We start from the raw sequence: 23,479 nt of genomic DNA on the forward strand, positions 1-23,479 counted from the left end.
CGTGCGGGTCTCCCACCTGGCCCTCGACGACTTCCGTTCCTGGAAGCACGGGGTCGTCGAGCTGCCCGCGGGACCCACAGTCCTCGTGGGCGCGAACGGCCAGGGCAAGACCAACCTCATTGAGGCGCTCGCCTACCTGTCCACCTTCTCGTCGCACAGGGTTGGCGCGGAGGGTGCGCTCGTGCGGATCCCCATCGACGAGGCCGAGGCCGCCCCGGGCGGAGCCGTCATCCGCGCGCGGGTCGTGGCCTCAGGCCGCGAGCAGGTCATCGAGCTGGAAATCGTGCGCGGCAAGGCGAATCGGGCGCGCATTAACCGTACGCAGGTGAGGCCCCGCGAGATCCTGGGCATCGTGCGAACGGTCGTGTTCGCGCCCGAGGACCTCTCGCTCGTGCGCGGTGACCCGTCGGTCCGCCGTTCCTTCCTGGACGATCTGGCCACGCAGCTCTCCCCCATCCACGCCTCCGTGCGCTCCGACTTCGACCGGGTCGCGCGCCAGCGCGCCGCACTCATGAAGGCCGCCCAGGCCTCGATCCGCCGCGGCCAATCCCCCGACCTATCGACGTTAGAAGTGTGGGATCAGCAGTTCGCCGCCCTGTCCGCGCGCATCACGGCCACGCGAGCGTCCATTGCGGCTTCGCTCACCGAGCCGGCCGCGCGCGCCTATGACGACGTCGCCGATTCGCCGCGCCACCTGTGCCTCGCCTTCGACGCCTCTGTCGACCGCATCATCGGTACGGATCCCGATAACCCGGCCAGCGCCGACCTCACCGACGTGGACGCGCAAACCCAGCGTCTGCTCGCAGCGCTCGCGCTCGTTCGTGAGAAGGAAACCGAGCGCGGTGTCAACCTCGTCGGCGCGCACCGCGACGACCTAACCCTCAGCCTCGGCACCATGCCCGTCAAAGGCTACGCCTCCCACGGCGAATCCTGGTCTGTCGCCCTCGCCCTGCGTCTCGGGTCCTTCGAACTACTCAGCGACGATGGCGACACCCCGATCCTCATCCTCGACGATGTCTTCGCCGAACTCGACTCCTCACGCCGGTCGGGCCTGGCAGCCCTGGCCTCGAAGGCCGAACAGATCATTGTCACCTGCGCGGTCGCCGCCGACCTGCCACCCTCCCTCGACCACCACGCCCTCCACGTGCGCCTCGACCCCGAGCGCGGCACCGTCATCGACGCCTCCGATCATGTCTGAACGCGACGAATTCACCGCCACCTCGCCGATCACCGCCGTCGAGGACCACGAAGGAGCGGGAGGCCTCGGCCCCGACGAAGACCCCGGCGAATTCGTCGTCCGCGCCCTCGAACGCGCCCAGCGCGTCGCCCGCAACCACGGATATATCCGCTCCACCCTGCCCTCCTGGGGCCTCGACGAAACACGCCCCAGGCGCACCCTCGATGGATCCAGCGAATACGCGGCCATCGAAACCGACGGACTCGGTCGCCTCGCCGCGGACGGCACCGACGGCATCCAGGCTCGCGCCGCCGCCCGCGCCGCCGCCTACGGACACGTGAACGGAGTGCCCGCCCCGGCCTCGTCCGCCGAGGATGACCCCGAGGGCGACCTCGCCGCGCTGCGCCAAGCCCTGGCGGGAACCGAAGACTCGTGGAGCCGATCCCCCGGCATGGCCGCCATGCGCCCGCGCTACCGACGGGCCGACTCGCTGGGTGCAATCCTGGCGCGCACGATCAAGATACGCGAATGGGATACCCCCACCAAAATGGGGTCCGTCATGGCGAAATGGCGGGACATCGTGGGTCCCAACAACGCGGACCACACGTTCATTGAGACCTTTGATGGACACAAACTCATCGTGCGTGCCGACTCCACTGCCAGAGCCAAACAGCTCCAGCTCATGCTGCCCAGCGTCGAGCGGCGCATCGCCGAGGAAGTAGGATCCGGCGTCGTCGAACAGCTGATCATCCTGGGTCCCGTCGCCCCCTCCTGGAAGAAAGGTCCCTACGTCGTTCGAGGCCGAGGCCCCCGGGCGGACTACGGATAGGCCTTGTCGCCGGGCGATCAGGTTGTCATAGGCTCGTCGGAGAGATCATCCAACGGTGAAACAACGATGAGCAAACCACACCGACCGACCAGTACTTAGTCGACCTTTCGAAGAACCTTGGGCACGTCGACATGACGAGCTCGGATAATGTGAAGAAAGAGCACCAGTGGATGTGGTGCCCCGCTTCGTTTGATGGTTGATAGTCGTCGCAATGGTTGAGAAAATGTGATATGTAACATCAACCCACCCCTTGAGTGTGAATGATAAGAAAGATATTCTAATAGATTATGTTAATTCGTTCACATTCTGGGACTCGCGCCCCCGCGACGAGTGGGTTTCGGGGTCGAGCGAAATGACGGAACCTGCGCGGAATCGCAAGCAAAACCTTGATTAACTGGCGGCGGTGTATAAAAACCACTCCCCATTTCAGTCAGATTTTGCTACGCTTCCAAATATCATCCCGCACATTGGTGCGCTTTCTATGAGGAGTCACTATGAGTAACCCGTACGCTCCCGGGGGCCAGGATCCCTGGAACCAGGGAAATGACCAGGGTGGTTACCCTGGTTCGCCGCAGCCATACGGCCAGGCTGACCCTAACGCCTATTCGCAGGGCGGCTACGTGGATCAGACCCAGCAGATGCCCGCTGGTTACATGGACCAGTACGGTGCACAGGCGCAGTACGGTGCACAGGCGCAGTACGGGGCGGGAATGCCGGGAATGCCGGGAATGCCGGGTATGCAGCCCGAGGACCCCAAGTCGAAGCTTCCGCTGATCATCGGCGGCATCGCGGGCGTTCTCGTGCTCATCCTCATCGGCGTCGGCGCATACTTCTTCCTCAGTGGCGACGAAGAAGAGGATCCGGATTCGGACTCCACCTCCACCAGTGCGACGGCCGACCCGACGACCAGCGCGCCGAACCCGACAACTAGCGCGCCGAACCCGAAGCCGACGACGTCTGCTACCGGCTCTGCCCCGACCGCTGCGCCGAACCCCGGCGGCTACCACGCGAACGGCCAGTACTCGGTCGACTACTCCTCCGGTCTCCACATCGAGATCACGAAGATCGAGAAGGGCCCCGCCGACAAGGAAGGTTCCGACACGCTCGTCGTCACCTACTCGATGACGAACAACTCCAGCGAGGAGCAGTCCGCGCTGCTCAACACGCCCTCGCTGAAGCAGAAGGGTATCGACATGAACCCTGCTTACTACGCTAAGGGCAAGGAACCCGCTGGCTACGACAACTTCGCCATCGTGCGCGTCCCCGTCGGCCAGACCAAGACCTTCCAGAAGGCCTACAAGATGCCCTACCCGAACGATCCCGTCACCTTCAAGACGCTCGACTGGGACGACTTTAATGCCAGCATCCCGGACTGGACTTGGCAGCCGTGACCTTCGCTCGTCAATAGGCTGAGGTGAGCCATTCGGCACCCACCACGGCGTGCTGATCTTTACCCTTACCGACACTGCGCATGCGCGCGAACGGGCCGCCCTCCCACCTGGGAGGGCGGCCCCGTGTTGTCGCGTCGCAGTAGCGCTCGCAATGCGACTGATCACAGTGTTGTTTTCGTTGCAATCTCGCAGTTTGTAAAGTAACCTTCTGGGTCTGTCAGTCCCTGGTGCAAGCCCCATTTTTGGTAGAATCTACAAGGTTAAACATCTATTTTTCGCGCAATGCGAGGGGAGCCACGTGGCTGACAACGAGAAGACCGCCGAAGGCGAGCAGTCCTACGGCGCATCGGACATCACCGTCCTCGAAGGCCTGGAAGCCGTCCGCAAGCGTCCGGGCATGTACATCGGCTCGACCGGCGAACGCGGCCTGCACCACCTCGTCTACGAGGTCGTCGACAACTCCGTCGACGAGGCCCTGGCCGGCTACGCGGACCACATCGAGGTCACCATCCAGGCAGACGGCGGCATCAAAGTCGTCGACAACGGCCGAGGCATCCCCGTCGACGAGCACCCCACCGAGCACAAGCCCACCGTCGAGGTCGTCATGACGATCCTCCACGCCGGCGGCAAGTTCGGCGGCGGCGGATACGCCGTCTCTGGCGGCCTGCACGGCGTCGGCATCTCCGTCGTCAACGCCCTGTCCACCCGTGTGAACACCGAAATCCGCCGCCAGGGCTACGTGTGGCGCATGTCGTTCGCAAACGGCGGCACCCCCATCACCCCCCTCGAACGCGGCGAAGCAACCGACGAAACCGGCACCACGCAGGTCTTCTACCCGGCCCCCGAGATCTTCGAAACCGTCGAATTCGACTTCGAGACCCTGCGTCAGCGCTTCCAGCAGATGGCGTTCCTCAACAAGGGCCTGCGCATCACCCTGACCGACGAGCGTGAGTCCGCCACCGACGAAGGCGACGAGATCGCAGGCGGCGAGGAGACCTCGGACAAGAAGACCAAGGGCCACCGCACCGTCACCTACTGCTACGAGCACGGCCTGCGCGACTACGTCGAATACCTCGATTCCGCCAAGAAGTCCGACACGATCAACAACGAGATCATCGACTTCGAAGCCGACAACGATGAAGGCACCATGAGCGTGGAAATCGCCATGCAGTGGACCACCGCCTACTCCTCCTCCGTCCACACCTTTGCCAACACCATCAACACCACCGAGGGCGGCATGCACGAGGAGGGCTTCCGTACTGCGCTGACCTCCCTCGTCAACCGCTACGGCCGCGACAAGGGCATCATCCGCGACAAGGACGACAACCTCACCGGTGACGACGTCCGCGAAGGCTTGACTGCCGTCATCTCGATCAAGCTCACCGAACCTCAGTTCGAAGGTCAGACAAAGACCAAGCTCGGCAACACCGAGGCCCGCACCTTCGTCGCCCAACAGGTGTATTCCAAGCTCACCGACTGGTTCGACGCCCACCCCGCCGACGCTAAGGCCATCATCGCCAAGGGTCAGGCCGCCCAGGCCGCCCGCGTCGCCGCTCGCAAGGCGCGTGAGGCCACGCGCCGCAAGGGCGTCCTCGAATCCGCCTCCATGCCCGGCAAGCTGCGCGACTGTTCCTCGCGCACGCCCTCCGAATGTGAAATCTTTATCGTCGAGGGTGACTCCGCAGGCGGCTCCGCCGTCGGCGGCCGCGACCCCGAGCGCCAGGCCATCCTGCCGATCCGCGGCAAGATCCTCAACGTCGAAAAGGCGCGCCTGGACCGAGCCCTGTCCTCGGACACGATCCGCTCCCTCATCACTGCCTTCGGGACCGGCATCGGCGAAGACTTCGACATCTCGAAGCTCCGCTACGGCAAGATTGTCATCATGGCGGACGCCGACGTCGACGGCCAGCACATTGCCACGCTGCTGCTGACCCTCCTCTTCCGCTACATGCGTCCCCTCATCGAGGGTGGCCACACCTTCATCGCGATGCCTCCGCTATACCGCATCAAGTGGACCAACGCCGAACATGAATTTGCCTACTCCGACAAGGAGCGAGACGAATTGCTCGCCGCCGGCGCCGCCGCGAACCGCCGCCTGCCCAAGGAGGGCGGCATCCAGCGCTACAAGGGCCTCGGCGAAATGAACGACCATGAACTGTGGGAGACCACCATGGATCCGGAACACCGAATCCTCAAGCAGGTCACCCTCGACGAGGCCGCAGACGCCGACGAAACCTTCACGATCCTCATGGGCGACGACGTCGACCGACGCCGCACGTTCATCCAGCGCAACGCAACAGACGTGCGCTTCCTCGACATCTGACATCACCCGCGACCAGCCCAGCCCCGGCCTCGTACCGGGCGGGTCTGATCGAGCAGAAACAACGTAAGGAAAAACGTGAGCGACGAGCAGACTACTGACGCGCGGCACATCTCGGACACCGAGCGCATTCGCCAGGTCGACCTGCAAAAGGAGATGCAGCGCTCCTACCTCGACTACGCGATGAGCGTCATCGTCGGACGCGCTCTACCCGACGTACGCGACGGCCTCAAGCCCGTCCACCGTCGCGTCCTGTACGCCATGTACGACGGCGGATACCGCCCCACCTCCTCGTTCTCCAAGTCCTCCCGCGTCGTCGGCGAGGTCATGGGTAACTACCACCCCCACGGTGACGCTGCGATCTACGACGCCCTCGCGCGCCTCGTGCAGCCCTGGTCGCTGCGCTACCCCCTCGTCGCCGGCCAGGGCAACTTCGGTACCCCCGGCAACCTGGGCCCTGCGGCCCCCCGTTACACCGAGTGCAAGATGGCACCCCTGGCCATGGAAATGGTCCGCGACATCGACGAAGAATGCGTCGATTTCCAGGACAACTACGACGGCCGCAACCAGGAACCCACCATCCTGCCCGCCCGTTTCCCCAACCTGCTGGCCAACGGATCCGAAGGCATCGCCGTCGGCATGGCCACGCGCATCCCGCCGCACAACTTGCGCGAACTCGCGCGCGGCGTCCAGTGGGCGCTCGACAACCCCGAGGCCTCGCGCGAAGAACTCCTCGAAGCACTCCTCAAGCTGATCCCCGGACCCGACTTCCCCACCGGCGCCACCATCCTCGGCCACAAGGGCATCGAAGACGCCTACCGCACCGGCCGGGGGTCTATCACGCAGCGCGCCGTCGTGAACGTTGAGGAAATCCAGGGCCGCCAGTGCCTCGTCGTCACCGAGCTACCCTACCAGGTCAACCCCGACAACCTGGCCGATAAGATCGCCCAGCTCGTGCGCGACGGAGCAATCGGCGGCATCGCCGACATCCGCGACGAAACCTCCGGTCGTACCGGCCAGCGCCTCGTCATCGTCCTCAAGCGCGACGCCGTCGCCAAAGTCGTCCTCAACAACCTCTACAAGCGCACCAGCCTGCAAGAGAACTTCTCCGCCAACATGCTCGCGCTCGTCGACGGCGTTCCTCGCACCCTGTCCATCGACGGCTTCATCCGCCACTGGATCACCCACCAGATGGACGTCATCGTGCGCCGCACGCGCTTCCGCCTGCGCAAGGCCCTCGAACGCCTGCACATCCTCGAAGGCTACCTGAAGGCCCTCGACGCCCTCGACGAGGTCATCGCCCTCATTCGCCGCTCCCCCACCGTCGACGAGGCCCGCGCCGGCCTGATCGAACTACTCGACGTGGACGCCATCCAAGCCGACGCGATCCTGGCCCTCCAGCTGCGTCGCCTGGCCGCCCTCGAGCGTCAAAAGATCATGGACGAGTACGCCGAACTCAAGGCCCGCGTCGACGACCTCAACGACATCCTCGCCAAGCCCGAGCGCCAGCGCGCCATCATCTCCACCGAACTGTCCGACATCGTCGACAAGTTCGGCGACGAGCGCCGCACCCGTATCCTCCCCTTCGACGGGGAAATGTCGATGGAAGACCTCATCCCCGAAGAGGACGTCGTCGTCACCATCACCCGTGACGGCTTTGCCAAGCGCACCCGTACGGACAACTACCGCTCCCAAAAGCGCGGCGGCAAGGGCGTGCGCGGCACCCAGCTGCGCGGCGACGACGTGGTCGAACACTTCTTCGTCACGACCACGCACAACTGGCTGCTGTTCTTCACTAACCTCGGCCGCGTCTACCGCGCCAAGGCCTACGAGATCCCCGAAGGCGGCCGCGACGCCAAGGGCCAGCACGTCGCCAACCTGCTGGCATTCCAGCCCGATGAGCACATCGCGCAGGTTCTCGCGATCCGCACCTACGAGGACGCCGACTACCTCGTCCTGGCCACTAAGCGCGGCCTGGTGAAGAAGACCCCGCTGAGCCTGTACAACTCGCCCCGCTCCGGCGGCATCATCGCCATCAACCTGCGCGAGGACGAAGACGGCAAGCCCGACGAACTGGTCTCCGCGCAGACCATCATGGCCGACGAGGACCTCATCCTCGTCTCCCGCGACGGCCAGGCCGTGCGCTTCACCGCCACCGACGAGCAGCTGCGCTCTATGGGCCGCTCCACGTCCGGCGTGCGCGGCATGAAGTTCCGCGGCGACGATGAACTCCTCAGCATGGAGGTTCCGCGCGAGGACACCGATCTGCTGATCGTCACCGAATCCGGCTACGCCAAGCGCACCCCCGTCGACGAATACCCGACCAAGTCGCGTGGCACCCTCGGCGTGCGCGTCGGTAAGCTCGTCGACGAACGCGGCGGGCTCGTCGGTGCCCTCGTCGTGCGCCCCGACGAAGACGTCATGGTCATCACCGAATCCGGCAAACTCGTCCAAGTCAACGCCTCCGACGTTCGACCCACCACCCGCAACACTATGGGCGTCATCTTTGCCCGACCGGACGAAGGCGACCGCATTATCGCGATCACCCGTAACCCCGACTCCGGCGACGATTCCAGTGATGACTCTGGTGATGAGGTCGTGGTCGATTCCGCGCAGACCGCCTCCACAGAGGATCTCCCCCAGGAGAACACCCTCGCCGAGACGGATGCGCCCACCGAGGGCGGCAACACAGCCGACGACACCGATAAGTAAACGACAATCACGGGACGAGGCCTGCCCTCGTCCCGTGATCAACATTCCAAAGCGGCGCGGACCCTGCGCCGGGGCCCGGCGATACGGTAGCCTGGCTGTAGGAAGTGCGACCTGGAAGGAACCCCATGAGTGACCACGTCACGAGCGCCCGCACAGACGCTCCCCGCCGAGTTGACCTGGCGATCGCGCGCATCGACGCGTGGACCGTCATGAAGGTATCTTTCCTTCTGTCAGTCGCCCTGGGCATCGCGCTCGTCATCGCCACCATCGTCCTGTGGCTCATGGTCGACGCCATGCACGTCTTCAGTCAGATCGAAGAATTCCTCCAGACCGTCGGTGCTGGTCGCTTCGTCGACCTCCTCGACTACGCGCGCCTGCCCCGCGTCATCTCTTACGCGACCATCGTCGCCGTCATCAACGTCATTCTGCTCACCGCCCTGTCGACGCTGGGTGCCATGCTCTACAACGTTGTCGCGTCCCTGGTGGGCGGCATCAAGGTGTCTCTCATGGACGAGTGAGAACATCATGCGCAAGGGGTCGGCTAATGTCGGCCCCTTTTGCTATGCCCGTGTGCGTGTGCGTGTGCGTGTTAGCCGCTACTAGGTGGGTTAACGTGCGCATTGGGGGGCAATGGTGCGAGCCGATCCGAGGCAGCCGAAAGCCACTCGCAGAGGCCTCTCAGCGGTCTTGGACGACCCGAATCGGCCGGACCCTCAGTAGGAGATCGACGAGGCCCCCGAGCGCAGCCCCCGAGCGCGACGGGTTCCTTGAGTCGCACAGAAGTGAAGATCCGTCGATCAGCCACGTGTACGGGTTGTGGCTCAGCGGACCCCGCCAGAGCGATGCAATGATCGAAGCGCCTGTGGGCAGCGGAAACAGGGGACTCACCCAGGATTCGGCCGGCGTATAGACGCTCGTCAGAGGTGCGATGCCGGAAAAGAAACCGTCATCGATGACGGATTCGGGGAAGCCGACGGGATCGAAGGAAAACACGTGCTGGAGCGTCGGTACGCTCGTCGCGGCGGCCGCATACAGGGCCAAGTTCCCGCCCTTGGAGTGGCCGATGACGGTGATCGGTCCGGGAGTGCATCGGGCCACATATCGCAGGTAGCGCGCCGCCCACAGCTGAGCAATCGTCGGAAAATCCAGGCCGAAGTGCGCATCCTCCGCCCAGCCGACCGCAGTGCCATCGGTGCCGCGGAACGCCACGTAGCTCGCCCCGGCCTCGTCGATGAACGTGACCGCGCCGAACTGTGCGAGCGGCTGCACGCCGATCCGCGTGACGGCGTCGCGCACCCGCATGTCTCGAAACCGCGGACTCGCGCCGACTGCGCCCAGCAGGGAGCGCAGAAGCACACGGTTACGTTCGGTGAGCATCGCGTGATCGTAGAGGGCGCGGATGGACGAGGCCTGGGCGACCTCGCGCAGGAGGCATCCCCGGGCGGAGCGGGGGCCGGCCAGAGTATGGAAGTCCGCGTACGACAGTGTGGCGAGGATGAGGGCATCGGCTGGCGTAAGGTCTGTGCGCAGCGGCGTCGTTGCCCTGCGAACATAGTCGATAATCGTGGTCACGAGGGTTCTCTTTTCTGCTCCGCGCCCCTGCGCGGCGGGCGCGTGGCGGACGTCACCAACTCTCGATTTTACTGAAGGGCTCGATGCTGTGTACTATATCCGAGTGTCCGCAAGGGTGCCGGTTGGGCCTATAGCTCAGTAGGTTAGAGCGCAGTCCTGATAAGACTGAGGTCGGTGGTTCGAGCCCACCTAGGCCCACCATCCGCAGGCGAATTTGAGCGGAGGATCATCATGAAGAAGCTGGTCACATGTTGCGTGGCTGTCGGATCCGTCGTTGCCGTTGGTATCGTCGTTCGACAAATTCTCCTTGATCTTTCTGACAATGCCGATCTGTGGATGTCCGTGACGGACGTCGTGGAGGACTGAGCTTCTCCTACGGGGCTATGGCGCAATTGGTAGCGCACCTGCTTTGCAAGCAGGGGGTTACGGGTTCGAGTCCCGTTAGCTCCACTTTTCACCCGCAACCTCATGGTTGCGGGTTTTCTCGTATGTGAGCTTCCGCAATTTGTTGGTGATGGCCTCATATGTCAGCTTATCGGAGGCTGTGTGCCGTTATTTATCCGACCAGTTGGTCATGTATGTGGATAACGTCAATCATTAGTGATTACTTCTGGGACTAACGACCCTGAACTGGTATTCCGGCAATATGCATCCACAGACCTGTACACACGTGTGGATAAGTCTTTCGCACAATCGGTCAGATGTTCGAGATCTGGCCCAATAGACCTGTAGATACGAGCGGATTTGCGATAGTTACGACCATTTCACACGTGCTCTGCAACCGCTAAAATTAGCCTGATTCATCCTTTATCCACACAACAGGAGAACGCTGTGTACATCAACGACACATGGTGAAAGGCCTCGAGGCCGACCCAGATGCTTGCCATGTTGGTGACGACTACTCTCGTCATTCTTGGCGTGACATCACTGCCCACATACGCGGCCGCCCCCACCCTCAAACTTGCAATCAATGCCGACGAGGACTCCTACCTGTCAGGCGTCGAACAACGATACGTCGTCGAGTTTTCCTGCGCCTCCACCACTGAGGGCTGCCTGAACTCGGTCGTGACCATCACGCTGCCGCACACGATCACTCCCGCAGGTAACTCCAACCCCGACTCGGCTCCCGACGGCGTCAACGCCACGGCCACCGCCGGTAACAAGGTCGTTACTCTCGAGATCAAGCGCCCTACGTGGTCCGGCTATCAGACCAAGGGTGGTACCACTATCCAGATGCGCGATAAGGTCGGCATCTCCATGAGCCTCGGCACCCACAAGAACGAGGCCTACATCTCCGCGACTGAACCCTAGTACGCGCTGACCTTCAAGTCGACGACCATCTGATTCTACGGCTCCATCGACGATAGCTTCGCGGTCTACGACATGCGCCGCCGCCAGGGCTGAGCCTGATTCAGCCTGAGCCTCGACGAGGTCGTGGCTGAGTGAGGGGCGGGTACTTCGGTACCCGCCCCTTTGGCGTGCCCGGGTGGTCGTGTGGGTGTTGCTTGTGGCGCTGCTGGTGTTGCCGGGCGCCTTCGGGCCCGGCCGCCCGCGAGATCGACCACTCCGAGCGAAGCTCGCGTGTGGCGATCTCGAAGCCCGCCCGGGCCCTCCGGCGCCCTTTGTACCAGCGGCGCCTGCAGTTCTGACGTGTGGGTTGGCGCGTCGGCTCGTTGTCCGGCCAGGCCCTGCCGCCGTCCACGGACACCGCGGCCATGCCTTCCAGGGCCTCTGCGGACCTTTTGGAACCGAGGCGGGTGTGATCCATGTCGGGGTGTGATCGGGCCTCACAGACGCATACAGAAGCGCCCGGGGCCGTAGCCCCGGGCGCACCAGCAGCAATCAGATGTGACCTCAGCGAACCCAACGCAACGCGTTCGGTCGCAGCATGAACGGCGACAGGATCAGCGTGGAACCCAGGCCGACACCGAAACCGCCCAGCACGTCCGTCACCCAGTGGACACCCAGGTACAGACGCGTCACGCAGATAAACGCGATGAAGACGACCGCGGCGACCCACAGCAGGTGACGAATCTGGCGCCCGACGCGCGTCATCGTCATCACCATCACGAGGGAGACCACCAGCGCCGTGACGACCGTCGCGTGACCCGACGGGAAGGAATAGCCGTCCTCAGTGATCAAGCGGTACGCCTCTTCGGGGCGGGGACGCTCGTACAGGTGCTTAATCACGAAGCTATTCGCAGCCGAGAGCACAACCGACGACAGGACGTAGAGCGCGTGCACGACCTTCTTGATGAACCACCAGACGGCGGCCGCGACCAACAGCGCCAAGACGATAGCGCGCTTCGGATCAAACAGCCAGGACGCGCCCGTCATGAACGTATTCATCGCGGGAGAGCGTGACTCGATGAAGTTGGACCACACGGCGGTGTCGATCGGCAGGGGATTTGCAATGAAATCACCGGCGATAGCAACCGCCACGACGAGAAGAGCCCCGACGATAACGGGGGGTGACAGGAGTCGACGAACAAACATATGAAAATCCTACCGTAGTGTCAGTCGTTTGCGCCGTACTCGTAGACCCAGCGCCCGGCCCTACGCGAGAAGCGCGAATGCTCCCGCATCTGCCCGGTTTCACCGGTCGATGCGTCCCGCCACGAGGCCACGAACGTCACGGCGCCCTCCTCGTCGGAAGGACCCCCGGCCTCGGCCCCCAGGATCTGCAGACCCGTCCACTGCGTCCCCTCCACCCAGTAGGGGGGAGCGGGGCGCGTGCGCGGGTGCCACGTGCGGAACAGATAGTCCTCGTCGCGCAGCGCGAATGCCGTGTAGCGCGACCGCATGAGCGCCTCAGCGGTCGGAGCTGCCTCGCCATCCAGGTATCGCCCGCAGCACTGCGCCAGCATCGCTCCCGACCCGCATGGGCAGATACGAGGACGGAGAGAGCCAGCGCCGGACGCGCCGGTTGGAGTGGGGGAGATCACGCCTGGTCGCCCAGGGACGCCAGCCAGCGCTCCGCGTCCAGGGCGGCGCGGCAGCCGGAGCCAGCCGCCGTGATGGCCTGACGGTACGTGTGGTCCACGGCATCGCCGCACGCGAACACGCCCGCCACGGACGTGCGCGTCGACGGCTCGTCGACCGTAATGTAGCCGGCCTCGTCGAGGGCGACCTGGTCACGCAGGAAGCCCGTGCGGGGCAGGTGGCCGATCGCGACGAAGACGCCGTCCACGGCGATTTCACGGGTGGATCCGTCCACTGTGGACGCCAGGCGCAGGCCGGTCACGGCCTCGTCACCCAGGACTTCGGAGACGGTCGCGTTCCACTCGAAGGAGATCTTCGGGTTGTTCAGGGCGCGCTCAGCCATGACGCGCGAGGCGCGCAGGGCGTCGCGGCGGTGCACGACGACGACCTCGGACGCGAAGTTCGTCAGGAAGGTCGCCTGCTCCATCGCGGAGTCGCCGCCGCCGATGACGGCCAGGCGACGATCCTTGAAGAAGAAGCCGTCGCAGGTCGCGCAGTAGGAGACTCCGCGGCCGGAGAATTCCTCCTCGCCGGGCACGTTCATGTGGCGGTACTCCGAGCCGGTGGCCAGGATGACGGCGCGCGCATAGAAGACCTCGTCCTCGGTTGCCACGGCTTTCACGTCGCCCTCGAAGTTGACGGCGACGACGTCCTCGTAGCGAACGTCCGCGCCGAACTTTTCGGCCTGCTCGCGCATGTTGTCCATGAGCTCGGGACCCTGGATGCCCTCCGGGAAACCGGGGAAATTCTCGACCTCGGTCGTGTTCATGAGCGCGCCACCCGCGGCCAGCTGACCGGCCAGCACGATGGGGGCCAGGCCCGCGCGCGCCGTGTAGACCGCAGCCGTGTAACCGGCGGGGCCCGAGCCGACGATAACGACGTCGTGGACGGTGGTGCCCTCGGGGACCTCGGCCGAGGGGATCGAGGCGTCGACGGGAGCGGCGGCCTCGGTAGGTTCGGCCGTTACGAGGCCCGGAATCGTCACGAAAGACATGTACCCTCCTTCAGGGTTACTGGACGGTGAGCTCGGAGATCCACGCCCAGTTGCGTCCGTCCTGGCCCTTGGGCATCGAGCGGAACTGCAGCGCAATCGAGTCGGTCTCGACGGGCTGGGGCAGTGTAATCGTCGTCGTCGGGGACAACGACGAGGTGGCCAGTTCTGTTCCCTCGCGCGGCTTCGTCGGATCGGTGATGTTACGCACGACGAGCTCGCCGCCGGAGGTGGCTGAATCCATGTGCAGGGTCACCGAGGACACGGTGGCCTTCTGCTGCAGCTTGACGACGATGGTCACGGAGGTGTCGTCGCGGAACTGATTGTTATCGAACCAGCGCGAACTCCACGACGTCGACGGGTTCGAGTCGATCATGTTGATCGCGCGGTCCGGGTGGTCGCCGTCGTCGTTGTTCCACGACAGGACCTGCACGGAGGAGATCACGGGCGTCACGGAGGGCGCGGGCGGGGGAGTGGTCGTCAGGTTTGGCGCGGGAGTGTTGTCAGACTGCACCTGCGTGGTAGCCTCGCGCAGCGACTGTGCCAGATTGAGGTCGGTGACCGGGCGGGTCGCCATCCACGGACCCCAGATCGCGCCGAAGAGGAACACGATGACACCAAAGATCAGCGCGGGCTTCGTCGGGTCGATGAGCTGATCGGAGCTCTCGGGTGTCTTCTTCTCATCTGACGAGGTCGGGGCAGCCTCAGTGGCCTGCTGCTCGGCTTGGGCGGCTGCCCGGGCGGCCACAGCGGCGGTGATCGGGGGGATCACTGCCGTGGCGTCAGCGGGGGCGTGCATACCGTCAGGGATCTTCGCAGAGGCGGGCGGCTCGGGTGCGAGCGGCTGGATGCGCGGGATCTGGTGGGTTGAGGGCGCATCGGTAAGCGGCTCCGGGTGCGGGAAGTCCGTCTGGAAGACGGCACCCTCGCGTTCGTAGCCGCTGGCGGTGGACTTGGGTGGCGTGGGAGCGACCGGGAAGGCGGTGGCGGGAACCTCGGCCGCGTCCGCGGCCTTGTCACTCACCGGCTTGACGCCGACCTCAGCCGAGGTCTCGGGGATCGGCTGCGCGCTGGCGGCATCCGTCGCTTCAGCGACGGCATCGACAGCGGGCGCGACCACTGCCTCGATGAAACCCGGGTTCACGGCAGGAGCCTGCGTCGCGGGTGCGATGGCCGGAGCTACGACGGGCGCGGGGGTCGGCAGAGCATCTGGAATTGGCGGAACGGAGGCGTCTTCCGAGGCAGGGGAGGGACTCGCCGGAGGCGCAGGGATCGGCGAGGGGTCAACGACCTCGTCGAACGACGGCATCTTCTTCTCGTCGCCGGTCGGTTCAGGCGTGGGGGCCATCGATTCCTCCGTCTGGTCGGATGCGTTTGACACCATTATCGCAGCTCCGTCAGCGGTCGGCGTAGAAGACGCTGCCAGGATGTTCACCACAGAGGTGGGGACGCGCAAGCGGGTCAGGAGGGGACGCATCATCGTCGCGGATTCGTGTGGAGAAACGAAGCGCAGGAATACCAGGTACACGACGCCGGTGATCGTCGAGACGATGGCGAGCTTGACAGCGGCGATACCCATGCGTGCCAGGGTCGAGGAAGTATCCGTGTGGATGCCCATCAGGGACAGGACACCGAATCCGACGATACCTGCCACGATGGCGGCCACCAGGAACGACACGTAGGAGCGCAGCAGGCCCACTCGATCCACGTAGCGGTTCTCGCGGGAGACCCACACGACGGCGATGATGCCCTGCGTGAGACGGCAGACCGTCTCGCCCAGGGACGCAGCAATAACCCACCAGCGCGCGCCGGTCACCGCGTACAGGGACCAGCCCACGATTACCTGGATGATCGTGGGGCCAATACCCATGAGGAACACGGGCTTGACGTCCTCGTAGGCGAAGAAGACGCGCTGGCTCATGAGGACCATGCCCGTGGAGGCGACGCCGGGCATCAGCGAAGTCAGGACGAGGGCGTAGGCTGTCACAGCCTCGGGATCCCCGCCCTTGGCGGCCATCGCGATCTCCATCATGGGCACCGAGCCGGCCATGAGCATGGCCGCGGCCACGAGGGTCAGCGACGTGATTGTGCGGACGCCCAGATGGTAGCTGTCGGCCACCGCCCGGTCGTCGCCGTCGGCGACGGCACCGGCCATGCGCGTGAAGATTGCGGTCGTCAGGGACACGGTGATGAGCGACTGGGGGACCATGAAGATCATGAACGCCGTCGAATAAGCGAGGATGCCGACGACGCCGCCCTGGGTACCGTTGCGGCCGATGAAGCCGTCGGCCATCGCGGCCAGGTTGTTGGTCGACAGGACGCCGACCTGCGAGACGCCAAGGGTCGCGAACGTCCAGCCGGCCACGCGCGGCATTGAGCCGAAGGAGGTGCCGCGGAAGTGGAAGTCCAGCCTGAAAGAGATGCCCGCGCGACGCATCGGCCACAGCAGACACAGGGCCTGGCAGATGACGCCGAGGGTCGCCGAGCCAGCCAAGACCCAGAACTGGGCTGAGGTGATGTCGCCTGCGGGGATACCGCCGTTGGGGGCACCGCCCCAGATACCCAGGAACAGGGCGAGGCCGGCGATGCCCACGACGTTGTTGACGACGGGTGCCCACATGTAGGGGCCGAAGATTTCGCGGGCGTTGAGGAGTTCGCCGAGCAGGTTATACAGGCCGTAGAAGAAGAGCTGCGGCAGACACAGAAGCGCGAAGAGGATCGCGAGGTTACGGATGTCCTCGGTGTAGCCGGCGGCCGTGATGATGACGAGCAGGGGCGCGAGCACCATCGTGATGAAGGTGACGACGAACAGGACCGTGCCAGCGAGCGTCAGCAGGCGGTTCACGTAGGTGTCACCGTCGTTACGTCGCTTGATCGCGCCGACGATCTGGGGAACTAGCACCGCGTCGAAGATGCCCGAGGCAAGCAGGTTGAACACGGTGTTGGGCAGCGTGTTGGCGGTCTGGAAGGCCGCGCCCACGCCGCCTGCGGTGGCGCCGACTGCGGCGATCAGCATCGCGTTTCGGATAAAGCCGAGGATGCGCGACACCATGGTTCCCGACGCCATCAGCGCCGATGCCCTCAGGATCGATCGGCCTGGCGTTTTCGAGCTCATGGGGTCTCCTTCGTCGTGGCGGTCTTCGAGTCAGTGTTCTCGTCTGCGGTGTCCGAGGCCTTCTCTGGGTCCTCGGGGTGTGTCTCGGGGGCGGATGCCCCCTGGGGTGCCTCGGTTGAGCCGACGGGTTCGTCGGTACTCCCGGAAGCAGTGGAGGCCTCGGCCTTACGCCTGGATCGCCCGCGGATCGAACGCGTGATGCCGACGAGGAACAGGAGGCCGAAGAGCGCGGCGATAACCGCGGTGATTGCGTCTTCCCAGCCGGCGCGCATGCGCACGAAAACGGTTTGTGAGTCGTCCAGGATGTGGCCGTCGGGGGTTGTGACCTTGTAGGTGACTTCGATGTCGCCACTGCCGATCGCGCCGACGGGCACTTCGACCGTGGTGGCACCGCGCGCGGCCAGCAGCTGGGATTGTGCGGGGGTGGCACGCAGTCGCGGGTCGTCGGGGATGAGGGTGACGTCGACGCGTACCGGCCAGTCCAGGTTGTTGCGGATCAGGACGGGGAAGTTCGCGGACTTGTTGATGAGGTTGACCGCCGAGGAGGGTTCGACGGTCACCGAGGATAGCATGGTCGTCACTTGGCTGGTCATGGCGGTCGCGGAGTCCAGCTGCTCGGAGGGGGTGCGCCCGGCAGTCAATGCTGGAAGGACCTGGGGCGTGACCGAGTCGAAGACCGCGTCGGGGTCGTCCGTTGCGTTCGCCAGTGGAATGAGCAGCGTCAGCGAGGTCGACATCTCGGTGATGGCGGTTGCCGTGTCGTCGGCGAGGGTGCCCGTGCCGACGGTGGCGCGCTCGACGTCTGTGGGTTCGCTGGTGGCCATGTCCGTGAAGCTCGTGGCGGTGACCCAGCGCGGGGAGAAGAGCGCGCTGGCACGGCTGGAGAGGCGGTCGTTGATGGTGGTTCCGCGCGCTGCCGTCGCGAACAGGGTGCGCGAGGTGGAGGGGCGTTCGCGTGTGATGATCGCCGTGATGGCGGTGAGGGCCTGCTCGGCGTCGAGCGCGTCGCCGCCGGAAGCATTCCACGACAGGATCGAGGAGATGTCTGCCTGCTGGGCGAGGATGTGCGCGCCCGTCCCGTTTGTCGAGGTCTCACCGGTCGTCGGGTTGACGTTGACGCGCGCCATGGAGGTGAAGGGGACCTCGTCAGTGGGGGTCAGTGCCGAGGCCGGGGCGATGGCGATCTGGTCGGCCGCAGCGAAGTTCGACAGGAAGGTTGTGCCGAAGGTTGCATCATCGGGCCAGCCGACGTTGCGCAGGATCGTGGGACCCGAGTCGGGCTTGGAAGTCATGGTTCCGCTCGGACCGGTCGCGGAGGGCGTCGGGTTCGGCGTCGCGGATGCCGACGGCGAGGCCGTGGGGGATGTCGACGGGGTCGCGGAGGGACTCGGAGCGTCGGGATTGTGGGCGTGACTCGGCGCGACCCAGCCGGCCGCGCGCGGCGTGCCCGGGAAAGCGTCGATGGATTCGGAGGCCAGGCCCCAGAAGCCGGTGTTGCCGGACAGCGCGAGGGCCCCGAGATCCGCATCGGCGTCGGGCAGGGCGATGATCTCGGAGGCAGTCGACATGAACGAGGACACGAAGGCCTCGGCCTGGAGGTCGCGCGAGCGCTGTGCCGGGTCGGTCGCGGTGGGCGCGGGCGTCGGTGCGGCGGAGGCGGACGGACTCGGCGAGGCCGTGGGGGCGTCGGACTGCCCCGACTGCCCCGACTGTCCCTCCGACTGTGCCTCATCGTCGGTCACAGACACGGACGCGGATGGGGAGGGGCTGTGCTTGGTCGTGGGCTGGGGGCCGCGAGGGATCAGGAGAGGATCGACGGCGAGGGTGACGCCCGAGGTCCCGGCCAGGGTCAGGACCGCGGAACGCTCGGCCTGGGTTGACGCGGCGTTTCCTGAGGTCCAGGGAACTACCGCCGACACGCGGGAGGGGGAGACCTGCGCGCCGGAGTCCCACACGAGGATCGTGCGGTCCTTGCCGGAGAAGTCGCCGGAGGTCGCAGTGACGGTCGTGACGCGAGGCCCCCACTCCTCGGTGTCGGTCAGCGGCAGGGAGGAGGTGGGGATACGAATCTCAAAAGGCGTGGTCACGCTGCGGCGTACGTCGGTCAGCGTCGAGGAAGCGGCATGCGTGGCGTCGGGTTCGTCCTCGCTGAGCTGTGTCGTCATCGACGAGATGGAGATGGGTGTCTCGTTAGCGACGAACACCTCGACGGAGACGGAGGCCAGCGTCGTCGGCGAATCGTTGCGGATCGTGCCAGAAATAACGACTTCTTCCTCGGTCGTAATGATCCGAGGCGACAGAGAGTCAATCGATACCGAGAGTCCCGAATCTGCGGACACAGTGCCCATCACGGAGGGGCGCGACTGATCCTGCGCGGACGTCGCCGAATGTACGGGAATTGCCCCGGCCTCGCGAATGAAGAGACCGAGCGGAACCATCAGCGCCGCGCACAGGGCGGCGACCCACCTGCCGCGCCTAGCCACGGCTATCCCGATACAGCAGGTCGAGGGCGATGCGCACGATGCGGCGTTCATTGGGGTAGGCCAGCTGACGCGACACGTCGCGCAGGGGAACCCATGCGGCGGCCTCGGCCTCGTGATCAGGATCTCCATCAACGGTGATCGTACCGGATTCGTAGTCCATTAGGTAGTGGTGAACGACCTTGTGGACGCGGCGGTCGTTGCCGGAAAACCAGTAGTCGATCGACGCCAGGTGGCGGATGATACGCCCGTGGATGCCGGTTTCCTCGGCGACCTCGCGCAGCGCCGCCTGCTGCGGGGTCTCGGAGCCCTCCAGGTGACCCTTGGGCAGGCACCACTCGATACGCCCCGCTCGATTGCGTCGCGCGATAAGCGCTGCATAGGGAATTCCGTCACGCACGTCCACGACAATACCGCCTGCGCTGGTTTCCGCGGAAATCGGCAAGTGAGAGCGGCCCGCGCGCATGGAAGCAGACCGACGCGGGGGTCTAGGAGCCCCGGATCGGCGGTCAACTGAACGTGCAGGCATGACTCTACTTTAGCCGGTGGGCGGCCCCCGGTAGTCGGCTAGGGCGCTTTCCTGGCATGCTTAGAGGCGATGAGTACCCAGTCAGCTTCCCCGATCAAGGGCCCCGTGACCGCGCAAAATGCCGGAACGACGGACATTCCTACCCTCATGGCCAACGCCACGAAGACATTCGCGGCACTTCCGCCCGCAATTATGGAACTCGGCACGATTTTTGACGAGGCCGGGGAGGAACTCGCGCTCGTCGGTGGACCGGTGCGCGATGCTTTCCTGGGTGTGACTCCGCACGACTTTGACATGACGACTTCCGCGCGTCCCGAGCGCACCGAGGAACTGCTGGCCCAGTGGGGCAATGCGACGTGGGACATCGGCAAGGAGTTCGGCACGATCGGCGGGCGCCGCGGCGACGTGGTCGTTGAAGTGACGACGTATCGCACCGACGAGTACGAGATCGGGTCGCGCAAGCCCGAGGTGACCTTCGGCGACACACTCGAAGGTGATCTGACGCGCCGCGACTTTACAGTCAACGCGATGGCGATGCGCCTGCCGCAGATGGCCCTGGTCGACCCCTGCGGCGGTCTGACGGACCTCGCGGACGGCAACCTGCGCACCCCCGTGTCCGCCGAGCAGTCCTTCGACGACGACCCGCTGCGCATTATGCGCGCCGCGCGCTTTAGCGCCCAGCTGGGCCTTGACGTGGACCTGAACGTCATGAACGCCATGGAAACCATGGCCTCGCGCCTGGAGATCGTGTCCGCTGAGCGCATCCGCGCTGAGCTTGAGCGCCTCATCATCTCGCCCTACCCGCGCCGCGGCATCGAGCTGATGGTGCACACGGGCGTCGCCGATATCGTCTTGCCCGAGGTCGCCGCACTGGTCTCCACGGTTGACGAGCACAAGCGCCACAAGGACGTCTACGAACACACCCTCACTGTCGTCGAGCAGGCCATGGACCTGGAGACCGGCCCGGACGGCCCCGTGCCCGCCCCCGATTTCGTCCTGCGCTTTGCGGCACTCATGCACGACGTGGGCAAGCCGGCGACCCGCCGCTTCGAGAAGAACGGCACCGTGTCCTTCCACCACCACGAGATCGTGGGCGCGAAGATGACGCGCAAGCGCATGAAGGCCCTGCACTTCGACAAGGCGACAATCGAGGCCGTGTCCACGCTGGTCGCGCTGCACCTGCGCTTCCACGGCTACGGCGAGGCCGCATGGTCCGACTCCGCTGTGCGCCGCTACGTGGCCGACGCGGGCGACCTGCTCGAACGCCTCCACCGCCTCACGCGCGCCGACTGCACGACCCGCAACCGTCGCAAGGCCAACTTCCTGTCGTCGGCCTACGACGACCTCGAGGCCCGCATCGCCGCCCTGCGCGAACAGGAGGAACTCGACGCGATCCGCCCCGACCTCGACGGTGACCAGATCATGGACATCCTGGGGCTTCGCCCCTCGCGCGCCGTCAAGATCGCCCGCGACTACCTGCTGGAGCTGCGCATGGAGCGCGGACCGCTGGGCGAGGAGGCAGCCCGCGAGGCGCTCCTAGAGTGGTGGGCCTCCGACGACGTGCGCGCCCTGGCCGAGGAATACCAGGCGCAGCAAGCCCGCTGGGAAGCAAAGGTCGCCGAAAAGAAGGCCCGCAAGGCCGCCGCGAAGGCCGCCCGACAGGCCCAGGACTAGACTCGCAGACCCCGCGCACAGCCCCGCCGAAACGTAAGCGCGCCGGTGAGTGCGGCGGTGAGCGGCCTCGTCAGTGGAGCGGGCGCGACCATCCTCACGCCCGCGAGCGGTGCACCCCCACCTGCCACGGACGTACTCTGGTGATAACTGACCTATACGTTAGGAGAGTCACCGCATGAGCACGTTTACCCCCGAGAAGGCCTCCGCCGACATCGGCGTGTACGGCCTGGGAGTCATGGGCGCGAACCTCGCCCGTAACCTGGCTCGCAACGGCTACGCGACCGCCGTCTTTAACCGCACGCCCGCGCGCACCGACAAGCTCATGGCCGAGCACGGGGACGAGGCCACCTTCGTGCCCGCCTCCACGCTCGAGGACTTCGTCGCATCGCTTCGCACCCCCCGCGTCGCGATCATGATGGTCCAGGCCGGCCCCTCGACGGACGCCGTCATGGGCCAGCTCGCCGACCTCATGGACGAGGGCGACATCATCGTCGACTGCGGTAACTCCCTGTTCACCGACACGATCCGCCGCGAGAAGTGGGCCGCCGAGCGTGGCCTGCACTTCGTCGGCGCGGGCGTCTCCGGCGGCGAGGAGGGTGCCCTGTGGGGTCCCTCCATCATGCCCGGCGGCACCCCGGCCTCGTACGACCGCCTCGGCCCCATGTTCGAGGCCATCGCCGGCACCTACGACGGCGTGCCCTGCTGCACGTACATCGGCGCGAACGGCGCCGGCCACTTCGTGAAAATGGTGCATAACGGCATCGAGTACGCGGACATGCAGGTCATCGCCGAGGCCTACACCCTCCTGCGCGAGGGCCTGGGCGCGACACCAGCCGAGATCGCCGACATTTTCGCCGCCTGGAACGAGGGCGAGCTCAACTCCTACCTCATGGAGATCACCGTCGAGGTCCTGCGCCAGGTGGACGCCGAGACCGGCAAGCCCCTCGTCGACCTCATCATGGACGCTGCCTCACAGAAGGGCACCGGCAAGTGGACGGTCCAGACCGCCCTCGACCTGGCCGTCCCCGTCACCGCGATCGGCGAGGCGACCTTCGCGCGCGGCGCATCCTCCGAGCCCGCCCAGCGCGCAGCCGGGCAGACGCTCGCGGGCAACGCCTCCGCGCTCGTCATCGAATCGGACGAGGCCCGGGCTGCGTTCATCGAGGACGTGCGCCAGGCGCTCTTCACCTCCAAGATCGTCGCCTACTCGCAGGGCTTCGACGAGATCGAGGCCGGGGCTGCCGAGTACGAGTGGGGCATCGACAAGGGTGCCCTGGCTCGCATCTGGCGCGCGGGCTGCATCATCCGCGCCGCCTTCCTCGACGACATCACCCGCGCCTACGAGGCCGATCCGGATCTGCCGCTGCTGCTGGCCGCCGAGCCGTTTGCGACCCGCTTCCAGGAGTGCACGCCCGCGCTGCGCCGCGTCGTGTCCCAGGCAGCCCTCGCCGGCGTTCCGATCCCCGTGTTCGCCTCGTCCCTGGCCTACTTCGACCAGATTCGCGCGACGCGCCTGCCCGCCGCCCTCATCCAGGGTCAGCGCGACTTCTTCGGCTCCCACACCTACCACCGGGTAGACAAGGAGGGTGTGTTCCACACCCTGTGGGCAGTCGATGGTCGTCCCGAGGAACAGTGGTCCTGATCAGGGGGTACTGACGGAAAACATCCGGGGGTGGGTACGCTATCACACGCACCCACCCCAACGTG

At 65.5% G+C, this 23,479-nt stretch carries 17 protein-coding genes and 2 tRNA genes; 12 read left to right on the forward strand and 7 right to left on the reverse strand.

Translation table 11 applies throughout. From position 1 onward, the window contains the following. The first annotated feature begins 1 nt into the window (after nt 1). From recF to QZ149_RS03290, 6 genes are all read left to right on the forward strand, one after another. The gene (gene recF, locus QZ149_RS03265; RefSeq protein ID WP_291449861.1) at nt 2-1,198 is read left to right on the forward strand and encodes a DNA replication/repair protein RecF; all 1,197 of its coding nucleotides are present in this window, start codon (nt 2-4) and stop codon (nt 1,196-1,198) included. Continuing rightward, nucleotides 1,191-2,006, forward strand: coding sequence for a DciA family protein (locus QZ149_RS03270; protein ID WP_291449862.1), 816 nt, complete (start codon nt 1,191-1,193; stop codon nt 2,004-2,006). The genes recF and QZ149_RS03270 overlap by 8 nt, the downstream gene beginning before the upstream one ends. A 494-nt stretch (nt 2,007-2,500) precedes the next feature. After that, on the forward strand, nt 2,501-3,397 hold the full coding sequence (locus tag QZ149_RS03275) for a DUF5067 domain-containing protein (protein WP_291449863.1): 897 nt from the start codon (nt 2,501-2,503) through the stop codon (nt 3,395-3,397). Nucleotides 3,398-3,695: 298 nt separating this feature from the next. Next, the gene (gene gyrB, locus QZ149_RS03280; protein ID WP_291449864.1) at nt 3,696-5,720 is read left to right on the forward strand and encodes a DNA topoisomerase (ATP-hydrolyzing) subunit B; all 2,025 of its coding nucleotides are present in this window, start codon (nt 3,696-3,698) and stop codon (nt 5,718-5,720) included. Nucleotides 5,721-5,795: 75 nt separating this feature from the next. Beyond that, the gene (gene gyrA, locus QZ149_RS03285; protein WP_291449865.1) at nt 5,796-8,429 is read left to right on the forward strand and encodes a DNA gyrase subunit A; all 2,634 of its coding nucleotides are present in this window, start codon (nt 5,796-5,798) and stop codon (nt 8,427-8,429) included. Between the two features lie 125 nt (nt 8,430-8,554). After that, nucleotides 8,555-8,947, forward strand: coding sequence for a DUF3566 domain-containing protein (locus QZ149_RS03290; RefSeq protein ID WP_009648470.1), 393 nt, complete (start codon nt 8,555-8,557; stop codon nt 8,945-8,947). A 160-nt stretch (nt 8,948-9,107) separates the two neighbouring features. Here the strand turns inward: QZ149_RS03290 and QZ149_RS03295 are convergent, their stop codons facing one another. After that, entirely contained in the window at nt 9,108-10,001 is an 894-nt protein-coding gene (locus tag QZ149_RS03295) for an Mbeg1-like protein (protein ID WP_291449866.1), read from the reverse strand. 124 nt (nt 10,002-10,125) lie between these two features. Between QZ149_RS03295 and QZ149_RS03300 the strand changes: the two genes are divergently transcribed. From QZ149_RS03300 to QZ149_RS03315, 4 genes are all read left to right on the forward strand, one after another. Next, a tRNA-Ile gene (locus QZ149_RS03300) sits at nt 10,126-10,202 on the forward strand. A gap of 30 nt (nt 10,203-10,232) precedes the next feature. Beyond that, nucleotides 10,233-10,367 (forward strand): DLW-39 family protein, encoded by a 135-nt coding sequence (locus tag QZ149_RS03305; protein WP_291449867.1) that lies wholly within the window; start codon nt 10,233-10,235, stop codon nt 10,365-10,367. Between the two features lie 11 nt (nt 10,368-10,378). Continuing rightward, a tRNA-Ala gene (locus tag QZ149_RS03310) sits at nt 10,379-10,451 on the forward strand. A 426-nt stretch (nt 10,452-10,877) separates the two neighbouring features. After that, complete coding sequence (locus QZ149_RS03315; RefSeq protein WP_291449868.1) at nt 10,878-11,312, forward strand: hypothetical protein; 435 nt, start codon at nt 10,878-10,880, stop codon at nt 11,310-11,312. A 543-nt stretch (nt 11,313-11,855) separates the two neighbouring features. On the opposite strand, the gene QZ149_RS03320 is transcribed toward QZ149_RS03315, so the two are convergent. From QZ149_RS03320 to QZ149_RS03345, 6 genes are all read right to left on the reverse strand, one after another. Next, nucleotides 11,856-12,497 carry a phosphatase PAP2 family protein gene (locus tag QZ149_RS03320; RefSeq protein WP_291449869.1) on the reverse strand — a complete coding sequence of 214 codons (642 nt, stop codon included), beginning with the start codon at nt 12,495-12,497 and terminating at the stop codon, nt 11,856-11,858. A 20-nt stretch (nt 12,498-12,517) separates the two neighbouring features. Next, nucleotides 12,518-12,868, reverse strand: coding sequence for a YchJ family metal-binding protein (locus tag QZ149_RS03325; protein WP_291449889.1), 351 nt, complete (start codon nt 12,866-12,868; stop codon nt 12,518-12,520). Between the two features lie 74 nt (nt 12,869-12,942). Then, nucleotides 12,943-13,977, reverse strand: a complete 1,035-nt coding sequence (gene trxB, locus QZ149_RS03330) for a thioredoxin-disulfide reductase (protein ID WP_291449870.1) — start codon at nt 13,975-13,977, stop codon at nt 12,943-12,945. 16 nt (nt 13,978-13,993) lie between these two features. Beyond that, on the reverse strand, nt 13,994-17,089 hold the full coding sequence (locus QZ149_RS03335; RefSeq protein ID WP_291449871.1) for a lipid II flippase MurJ: 3,096 nt from the start codon (nt 17,087-17,089) through the stop codon (nt 13,994-13,996). Next, nucleotides 17,086-19,572 (reverse strand): DUF6049 family protein, encoded by a 2,487-nt coding sequence (locus QZ149_RS03340; protein ID WP_291449872.1) that lies wholly within the window; start codon nt 19,570-19,572, stop codon nt 17,086-17,088. Before QZ149_RS03340 ends, QZ149_RS03335 begins: the two co-directional genes overlap by 4 nt. Further along, on the reverse strand, nt 19,565-20,035 hold the full coding sequence (locus QZ149_RS03345; RefSeq protein ID WP_291449890.1) for an NUDIX hydrolase: 471 nt from the start codon (nt 20,033-20,035) through the stop codon (nt 19,565-19,567). The genes QZ149_RS03340 and QZ149_RS03345 overlap by 8 nt, the downstream gene beginning before the upstream one ends. A gap of 210 nt (nt 20,036-20,245) precedes the next feature. Between QZ149_RS03345 and QZ149_RS03350 the strand changes: the two genes are divergently transcribed. Together QZ149_RS03350 and gndA are read left to right on the forward strand one after the other, a co-directional pair. Then, nucleotides 20,246-21,772 carry a CCA tRNA nucleotidyltransferase gene (locus QZ149_RS03350; protein ID WP_291449891.1) on the forward strand — a complete coding sequence of 509 codons (1,527 nt, stop codon included), beginning with the start codon at nt 20,246-20,248 and terminating at the stop codon, nt 21,770-21,772. Between the two features lie 175 nt (nt 21,773-21,947). After that, nucleotides 21,948-23,414, forward strand: a complete 1,467-nt coding sequence (gndA, locus tag QZ149_RS03355; RefSeq protein ID WP_291449873.1) for an NADP-dependent phosphogluconate dehydrogenase — start codon at nt 21,948-21,950, stop codon at nt 23,412-23,414. The last annotated feature ends 65 nt before the right edge of the window (nt 23,415-23,479 follow it).

It is taken from the genome of Actinomyces sp. ICM47 (assembly GCF_905369875.1).
Classification (GTDB): domain Bacteria; phylum Actinomycetota; class Actinomycetes; order Actinomycetales; family Actinomycetaceae; genus Pauljensenia.